The sequence below is a fragment of the Methylobacterium segetis genome (genome assembly GCF_004348265.1).
Lineage (GTDB): Bacteria > Pseudomonadota > Alphaproteobacteria > Rhizobiales > Beijerinckiaceae > Methylobacterium > Methylobacterium segetis.
The window spans coordinates 46,802-54,002 of sequence record NZ_SMNT01000028.1 but is presented as its reverse complement, the minus strand read 5'-3'; the positions used below and the strand labels follow the sequence as shown (position 1 = coordinate 54,002).

Sequence of the window (7,201 nt, the reverse complement as noted above, 5' to 3'; positions counted from 1 at the left end):
GCGCGGCGGGGAGCCCCGAACGCATGCGGAGATCGCCCTACGCGAGGCGCCCGCCGACCAGCCGCGCCCGGCATCCATGGAGCAGCCGCGGATGGCGGAGGCCGAACCGGCTCCGCCGTTGCAGCGCAGCGCGGAGGAGGTCGAGAGCGCTTCCGGCGTCACGGTCTTCCGGCCCTCGGGGAGTGCCGCGCCGAGCGAGGCGGTGGTGATCCGCGTGCCGACAGTTTCGGTGAAGCTCGCGCCCGCGCCGGATGCCCGCCTCGTCGAGCGCGGTCGCCACGGCGCTATGCCGAAGGTCGGGGAGGGGCGGCTGCGCCCACTCGACCTGTACGCGCGGCCGGAGGAGCCCGGCTCGGGCCCGCGCATCGCGATCCTCCTCACCGGCCTCGGTACGGGGCAGGCAGCGACAGCCAGCGCCATCGTGAAGTTGCCGCCGCAGGTCAGCCTCGCGTTCTCGCCCTACGGTGAGGTCGAGCGCAGCGCCGCTCGCGCCCGCGATTTCGGGCACGAGGTGATGGTCCAGGTGCCGATGGAGCCGTTCGACTATCCCGACAGCGATCCCGGCCCACAGACCCTGCTGACCGGCGCGCGTCCTGCGGAGAATGCCGACCGTCTGGCCTGGGTGATGAGCCGCGTACCCGGCGCGATCGGTCTCGCGAACCTGATGGGCTCGAAGCTGATCACCGATGCGACGGCCCTGGAGCCGCTGCTACGCGAAGTCGCCGCCCGCGGCCTCGGCTTCGTCGACGACGGCACCGCTCAGCGCTCGCTCGTCGCGAGCCTCGCCGCCAAGACGAAGGCCCCGGCCGCACGGGCCGAGATCGTTCTCGATGCCGCCCCGCGGGCCGAGGCGATCGACGCGGAACTGGCTCGCCTCGAGGCCCAGGCGCGGGCGAAGGGCTTCGTGCTCGCCTCGGCGGGCGCCCAGCCGCTCACCATCGAGCGCGTCGCGCGCTGGGCGAAGGATCTCGATGCGCGCGGCATCCGCCTGGTGCCGGTCAGCGCGGCCCTCCGCACGCCGGCTGCGGGAACCCGGCTGTCCCGAGCTGAATAGGCGCGGCACGGATACTCGTGGACGTTGCCGCCGCGGGGCCGGCTGCTATGGTCGCCGGCGATGACGATTGAGCCTCCCGCCGGCCAACACCCGGCTCCGCCCGACCTTCCCTACCGGCCCTGCGTCGGCATCACCCTCGTCAACCGGGCCGGGCTCGTGTTCATCGGCCGCCGTCGCAAGGAGGGCGGCCCCGAGCATGTGTCCGGCGACTATTCCTGGCAGATGCCGCAGGGCGGAGTGGATCCGGACGAGGATCCGCGCGCGGCGGCGATGCGCGAACTCTACGAAGAGACGAACGTCGCGCAGAACTCGCTGCATTTCCTGGCCGAGATGCCGGGATGGCTTCCCTACGACCTGCCGCCCGACGTGATGAAGCAGGCCTGGAAGGGCCGATACCGCGGACAGACGCAGAAGTGGTTCGCCTTCGGCTTCCTCGGGCAGGATTCAGAGATCGACGTCGAGCGGCCCGGTGGCGGCCGTTTCCGGTCCGAGTTCGAGGATTGGCGCTGGGCGGAGCTGCAGGATCTCGCCCGCCTCATCATCCCGTTCAAGCGTCCCGTCTACGAGCGCGTGATCGCGGCCTTCTCGGACCTTGCCACATGGCACGCGGGCCGTTGAGCCCGGCCCCGCGGGCTTGAGGGACCGGCATGCGCTGGTGGTACGTCCCGGTCGTCCTGGCCCTCGCCTGGTTCGTCTTCACGCTGACGCCGCTCGTCTCGCTCTACAGCCTCGCCCGGGCGGTCGAGGCGCGCGACGTCGCGTATATCGATCGCCACGTGAATTTCCGGACCCTGCGGCTCTCCCTGGTGCGCCAGACCGCCAGCGCCGCCCGCGCAGCACTCAGCGAGAGCGGCGACCTCGATCCGCGCGATCAGCAGAAGCTGAACGAGGCCGCGGTCGGCCTCGCTTTGGCTCTTGCCGAGACCATGGTCACGGCCAAGACCGTGGTCGATCTGCTGGACGACGGCTGGCCGGAAAGCCTCGACGTCGCGAAGGCGCCGGGCGCGGGTGCCGCCTCGGGCCTGCGCATCGAGGGCCTGGAGCGGCTCGCCGCGTATTATCTCGCCACCGAAATGCGCGGGTTCCGGACGGTCGTCGTCGCGGTCCCGCCGGAGGCACCTCGTGCCCGTCAGTTCAGGATCCGGCTTCGCCTGCGGGCCTGGTCCTGGCGCCTCGTCGATATCGAGGTGACGGAGGATCTGCGCGCTCAGATGGCACAGAAGCTCGCGCGCACGCTCGCCCGCATGCGGGCCGGCGAGAAAGCGAAGGAGCCGGTGGCGCAACCCGAAGACCGGGCTCCCGCATCGCCGCCGCCCTAGCGTTGCGGCGACGCCGGAACGGACCGGCCGTCGTGACGGGGTGACGCCACCGTTGCCGCCTCAGCGCGGCTTCGCCGGGTCCTTGTCGGAGCCCGCGGCGGCCGGCGGCGCCTTCGGCTCGCGGGTCTCCTCGACGCTCTCGGCCTTTTCCTCGTCGGTATCGCCGCCCTGCTCGATCGCCTTCTCGGGATTGGCGGCAAGCGCCCTCACGATCTCGACGAGGCGCTCGCACTCGGCACCGTACTTGTATGCGTCGAGGACGATCGCCGCATCGCGCAGCGTGCGCAGATCGCGGACCGTCTGCTTGTTGGCGGCCTCGCGCAGCTCGGTCTTCTCGGCGATCCGCTCCTCCAGCCGGATCCCCTTGAGGTCGCAGGCGGCCTCGGCAGGGCAGGCGAGCAGGAGAAGAGGGAACAGGGCGAGGCGTCTCATCGATCGAACTCCGGCTGGCGGCCGGTGCGGGGCCGCTCAGGCGTGATGGGGATGGCTGCGGCGGAGGATGTCGTTCGTCAGGGCGACGAGATCGCTCGGGCGGTAGGGCTTCGGAACGAAGACCGATTGCGCAACGGCCTCGCCCTGCGAAAGGCTCCCGCGCCCGCCCGACGTATAGACGACGGGCAGGTCCGGTCGGTCCTGGCGGGCATAGCGGGCGAGCGCGATGCCGTTCGTGTTGCGGGCGAGGTCGATATCGGTGAAGAGCAGATCGACGCTCTCGCGCGCGAGGATCGCCTCGGCCTCGAGCGCGTCGGCCGCGGTGAGGACCCGGTAGCCCTCGTCGGACAGCGCCTCCGCGGCGAGTTCGCAGACGATGGCCTCATCCTCGACCACGAGGATGGTCTCGATCGCGCCGTCGAGGAAGGCGGGGACGGAGAAGGCAGCGCAGGCGTGGGGGATCATGACGCAACTCCAACTCACCCGGCGCGGGTCAACAGTCCCGCTGCCGGATCGGGTGACCAACGGAGGCCCCGTCCCGGCGTTCGCCGTGTTCCCATCGAATTGCTGAGGTTTGGTGAGCGAAGCTTTAACCCTGCGCGCGCCGCCCCGATGGAGCGCCCGAAATGATTAACAGGGCGTTACCCGAGCCCTCGGCGCGGATGAATTCATGAACCGTTCCTGGCAGCTAGCCTATGGTCTCGCGCTGACGGCGACCGCAGGCTATGTCGATGCCCTCGGCTTCATCCGACTCGGGGGGCTCTACACCTCGTTCATGAGCGGCAACACCACGCAATTCTCGGTCGCCCTCGGCCACGGCGAGTGGCGCCACGCGATCCTGCCCTGCCTCCTGATCGGGATGTTCTTCGTCGGATCCGTGCTCGGCAGCGGGCTCTCCCTGGTGGTGCCCCCGCGCTGGGCAAGCCCGGTCGTCCTGGCCTTCGAGGCGCTGACGGTGCTCGGTGCCCTGTCCCTCGGTCTCGCCACGCCGGATCTCGGCCTCGCCTCGCTCTTCATGGCCCTGGCCATGGGCACGCAGAATGCGGTCCTCGTGCAGGTTCAGGGTTTTCGCGCGGGCACGACCTTCGTGACAGGCGCGTTGTTCAGTTTCGGGCAGAAGGTCGCGCTCGCCCTGACCGGTCGCGGGCCCCGCTACGGCTGGGTGGGTGACGGAGCCGTCTGGTGCGCGCTCCTCCTTGGAGCCTTCGGCGGCGCGCACGCCTATGGTTCGTTCGGCCTCCTCGCCCTCGCGTTCCCCGCAGGGCTCACGGGCTTTCTCGCCGTCGCCGCCGCTCTCCACGTCGCACTCGGTCCGGCCGCCAAGGCTGCCTGATCCCCATCATTCCCGCTGCCGAAGGTCATCCGACACCATGTCCGCCACCGCCGCTCCCTCCCTCCCGAGCCACGTCGCGCCGATCGAGGCAGGGGCCCACGTGACTGCCGCGCACTGGTTGAAGGACACGCTCGCCCTGGCGCTGGGCGACGGCGGCGTCCTGCTGCACCGGGAGGGTGCGGACGAACGCCTCGCCGCGCATCCGGAGGGCGCCATTCTCTGCGCAGCGGGCGACGCGGCCCGGCTCGCCACGGGAGGCGATGACGGCCGCGTCGTCGAGATCCGCGCCGACGGACGCCTGACGGAGATCGCCGCCGCCAAGGGTGGTGCCTGGATCGATGCACTCGCCGTCCATCCGGACGGGGCGGTCGCCTACTCGGCCGGACGACAGGTATCCGCCCGCGACGCCAAGGGCCGCGAGCGCACGTTCCAGGCCCCCTCCAGCGCCCGCGGCCTCGCCTTCGCGCCCAAGGGCTATCGCCTCGCCGTGGCCCACTACAACGGCGCGAGCCTCTGGTACCCGAACCACGAGACGCCGCCCGAGGTGATCGAATGGAAGGGATCGCACATCGACGTCACGTGGTCGCCGGACGGACGTTTCGTGATCACCACGATGCAGGAGAACGCCCTTCACGGCTGGCGCCTCCAGCCCGATCGCGGCCACATGCGCATGTCGGGCTATCCGGGCAAGGTGCGCTCGACCGCGTGGTCGGCGGACGGACACTGGCTCGCCACCAGCGGCGCCGAGGCCGCGATCGTCTGGCCCTTCGATTCGAAGGAGGGGCCGACCGGCAAGGCTCCGCGGGAATGCGGCGTGCGCCCCGCCCGCGTCGCGCGGGTCGCCTTCCACCCGAAGGCGCCCGTCCTCGCCATCGGCTACGAGGACGGCTGCATCCTGCTCGTGCGCTTCACCGACGCCTCAGAGCTTCTGGTTCGCCCGGCCGTCAAGGGCAGCGGGATCTCGGCCCTTGCCTGGGACGCGCGCGGCGCGCGTCTCGCCTTCGGGTCGGCGGACGGTCAGGCTGGCCTCCTGACACTGCCGGGCTGACGAACGACCGCGTCGGCTGGAACCAGCCGCCGCGCCGTGCTCTTCTCCGGACACGCTTGGAGAGGTGGATTCGTGTTCCGTGTCTTTCGCACGCTGGGGCTTGCCCTCGGGCTCCTCGGAGGCGTCATCGCCGCGCAGGCTCCTGAATTCGCGCAGCAATATGCCCAGCGCCTCGGGGGCGCCGTCGACGAGTTGCGCCGGAGCGTCGAGACCTTCGAATCGGATGCCCGCGCCACCGGCAACAGCCGCGAGGGCGCCGTCGATCGCCTGCGCACCAATCCGGACAGCCTCGTCGCCCGGCGGGGCGAGGCGGCGCGGGCCGATATCCAGCGCCTCGCCCAGCTCAGCGCCCAGCAGCAGGCCCTGCGGGAGGCGACGAGCCCGCTCGGACGCTTGGCAACCGTGATCCGGGATCCCGACATGGCGGTCGCCCGAGCGACCTACCAGGATTATCAGCCGGCTGTGCCGACCACGGCCGACGGGATCGTCGCCGGTCTGATCGGCTTCCTCGCAGCCTGGGGCGGATGGAGGGTGCTCTCCGACGTCGGACGACGCGCCATGCGGCGGCGCCCACGGCCCGAGACGTCCGCGGCCTGACCGAGGCGCCTTGCCAAGCGATCAGCGCGGGGGTGGCCTGCACAGCCGGCGGCGGCTGTGACAGTATGTGTTGCCCAGGGTCTACAGCCGCTCGGTTTCGCCTGCTCTAGGAGAGAACGGCACGCGCGGTCGGAGGCCCCCGCGCCGGCTCACGGTCTGTCAGTCGCATCATGTCGCGCGCGTCCAACACCACCGTCGATCCGGCGCTCGATGCGGCGGCCCTCCTGCGTCGCGTCGGCTTCTTCGGCCTTTTCGTGATCATCCCGGTGGTCGCGCAGGTGGGCCGGCGTGCGACGGTCGTCCTGACACCGATCGCGATCGTCCTGCTGATCCTCGCGAGCGCCCTCGACGGGCGGCAGCGCTCGCTGCGCCCGGCCCTCGCCGCTCTCGTGCGCTCGCCCGCCTTCCTGGCCGGGGCCCTCGTGCTCCTCTGGGCGGCTCTGTCGCTCGCCTGGACGCCCTTTCTCGGCTCGGCCGCCGAGCGCGTGCTGAACATCCTGGCCACCATCCTGCTGACCCTCGCCGGCTACCTCGCCCTGCCGGACAGGATGCGCTCCGCCAATCTCTACCTGCTGCCGCTTGGGGTCACGGCGGGCGGCATCGTGGCTGTGATGATCGGCCTGTTCGGCGACAGCTTGGTCCGGAGCGGCGTGGAGGACGATCAGATCCTCGACCGCGGCCTGATCATGCTCTCGCTGCTCGTATGGCCGGCCATCGCTTGGCTGCGCTCGCGCCACCGCGACCGCGAAGCCCTCGTCACCGCGCTGATCGTGGCCGCCGCCATCGCCGCCTCGCCGAAGGCGACGCAGATCATCGCTCTGGCGGTCGGGGCCTGCGCCTTCCTCCTCACGACCGTCAGCCCGCGCATCGGCGTGGCGCTCACGGCGGCGATCACCGCGGCGCTCCTCGCGCTGGCGCCGCTCATCCCCTTCATCGGCCGGCCGATCGGCGCGACGATCCTGGGATCGGGCAATCTCGGCGTGCTCTCGCTCAAGGCGTGGCAGAAGGTGGTGACGTCGGAACCCGTGCGGTTGTTCACCGGCCACGGCTTCGAGACGGCCCTGCGCGGACGCGCCTACAACCTGCTGCCCGGCAATGCCCCCAGCACGATGCTGTTCGAGTTCTGGTACGAGCTCGGGGTGGTCGGCGCTTTCGCGGCGGCCTACGCCCTCTACGTCTCGATCCACCGGATCGGGCAGAACGCTCCGGCGCTGGCTCCGGGCGCGATGGCGGCCATCGCCACCGCCTACACGATCGCCTGCATCGGCATCGGGCTCGCCGTGATGTGGTGGTTCACGACGCTGACCGTCGCGATCCTCGTCTTCGTCTCGATCCAGCGGGGCCAGTTCCGCTCGCGCCGGCCGAAGATCAGCCTGCTGCGGCGCATCCGCGAGGATCGCGAGCCCGGCTCGCCCTGA

9 protein-coding genes are annotated in these 7,201 nt (G+C 71.1%); 7 read left to right on the top strand and 2 right to left on the bottom strand.

All coding sequences use genetic code 11. From position 1 onward, the window contains the following. The 3 genes from E1J50_RS09755 to E1J50_RS09745 form a co-directional block, all read left to right on the top strand. The coding region (locus tag E1J50_RS09755; protein ID WP_132253014.1) for a divergent polysaccharide deacetylase family protein at window positions 1–1,054 on the top strand (1,054 nt) is incomplete at its 5' end. Window positions 1,055–1,114: 60 nt separating this feature from the next. Beyond that, a complete protein-coding gene (locus E1J50_RS09750; protein WP_132253011.1) occupies window positions 1,115–1,672 on the top strand; it encodes an RNA pyrophosphohydrolase in 558 nt (185 codons plus the stop codon). Between the two features lie 29 nt (window positions 1,673–1,701). Further along, complete coding sequence (locus tag E1J50_RS09745; RefSeq protein WP_132253010.1) at window positions 1,702–2,373, top strand: DUF2939 domain-containing protein; 672 nt, start codon at window positions 1,702–1,704, stop codon at window positions 2,371–2,373. Window positions 2,374–2,433: 60 nt separating this feature from the next. Here the strand turns inward: E1J50_RS09745 and E1J50_RS09740 are convergent, their stop codons facing one another. Both E1J50_RS09740 and E1J50_RS09735 read right to left on the bottom strand, forming a co-directional pair. Continuing rightward, entirely contained in the window at window positions 2,434–2,805 is a 372-nt protein-coding gene (locus E1J50_RS09740) for a photosystem reaction center subunit H (protein WP_132253008.1), read from the bottom strand. Between the two features lie 36 nt (window positions 2,806–2,841). Then, window positions 2,842–3,270, bottom strand: coding sequence for a response regulator (locus tag E1J50_RS09735; RefSeq protein ID WP_132253006.1), 429 nt, complete (start codon window positions 3,268–3,270; stop codon window positions 2,842–2,844). Between the two features lie 205 nt (window positions 3,271–3,475). Between E1J50_RS09735 and E1J50_RS09730 the strand changes: the two genes are divergently transcribed. From E1J50_RS09730 to E1J50_RS09715, 4 genes are all read left to right on the top strand, one after another. Further along, window positions 3,476–4,138 (top strand): YoaK family protein, encoded by a 663-nt coding sequence (locus E1J50_RS09730; protein WP_132253004.1) that lies wholly within the window; start codon window positions 3,476–3,478, stop codon window positions 4,136–4,138. A 37-nt stretch (window positions 4,139–4,175) separates the two neighbouring features. Continuing rightward, window positions 4,176–5,186, top strand: coding sequence for a WD40 repeat domain-containing protein (locus tag E1J50_RS09725; RefSeq protein ID WP_132253001.1), 1,011 nt, complete (start codon window positions 4,176–4,178; stop codon window positions 5,184–5,186). Between the two features lie 72 nt (window positions 5,187–5,258). Beyond that, window positions 5,259–5,783 carry a DUF2937 family protein gene (locus E1J50_RS09720; RefSeq protein ID WP_132252999.1) on the top strand — a complete coding sequence of 175 codons (525 nt, stop codon included), beginning with the start codon at window positions 5,259–5,261 and terminating at the stop codon, window positions 5,781–5,783. Between the two features lie 170 nt (window positions 5,784–5,953). Further along, complete coding sequence (locus tag E1J50_RS09715; protein WP_132252997.1) at window positions 5,954–7,201, top strand: peptide ABC transporter permease; 1,248 nt, start codon at window positions 5,954–5,956, stop codon at window positions 7,199–7,201.

What these genes read in the sequence shown, in the direction of transcription:
- E1J50_RS09740 (WP_132253008.1), bottom strand. Translation starts at nt 2,805, where the DNA reads ATGAGACGCCTCGCCCTGTTCCCTCTTCTCCTGCTCGCCTGCCCTGCC.
- E1J50_RS09725 (WP_132253001.1), top strand. Translation starts at nt 4,176, where the DNA reads ATGTCCGCCACCGCCGCTCCCTCCCTCCCGAGCCACGTCGCGCCGATC.
- E1J50_RS09730 (WP_132253004.1), top strand. Translation starts at nt 3,476, where the DNA reads ATGAACCGTTCCTGGCAGCTAGCCTATGGTCTCGCGCTGACGGCGACC.
- E1J50_RS09750 (WP_132253011.1), top strand. Translation starts at nt 1,115, where the DNA reads ATGACGATTGAGCCTCCCGCCGGCCAACACCCGGCTCCGCCCGACCTT.
- E1J50_RS09745 (WP_132253010.1), top strand. Translation starts at nt 1,702, where the DNA reads ATGCGCTGGTGGTACGTCCCGGTCGTCCTGGCCCTCGCCTGGTTCGTC.
- E1J50_RS09735 (WP_132253006.1), bottom strand. Translation starts at nt 3,270, where the DNA reads ATGATCCCCCACGCCTGCGCTGCCTTCTCCGTCCCCGCCTTCCTCGAC.
- E1J50_RS09715 (WP_132252997.1), top strand. Translation starts at nt 5,954, where the DNA reads ATGTCGCGCGCGTCCAACACCACCGTCGATCCGGCGCTCGATGCGGCG.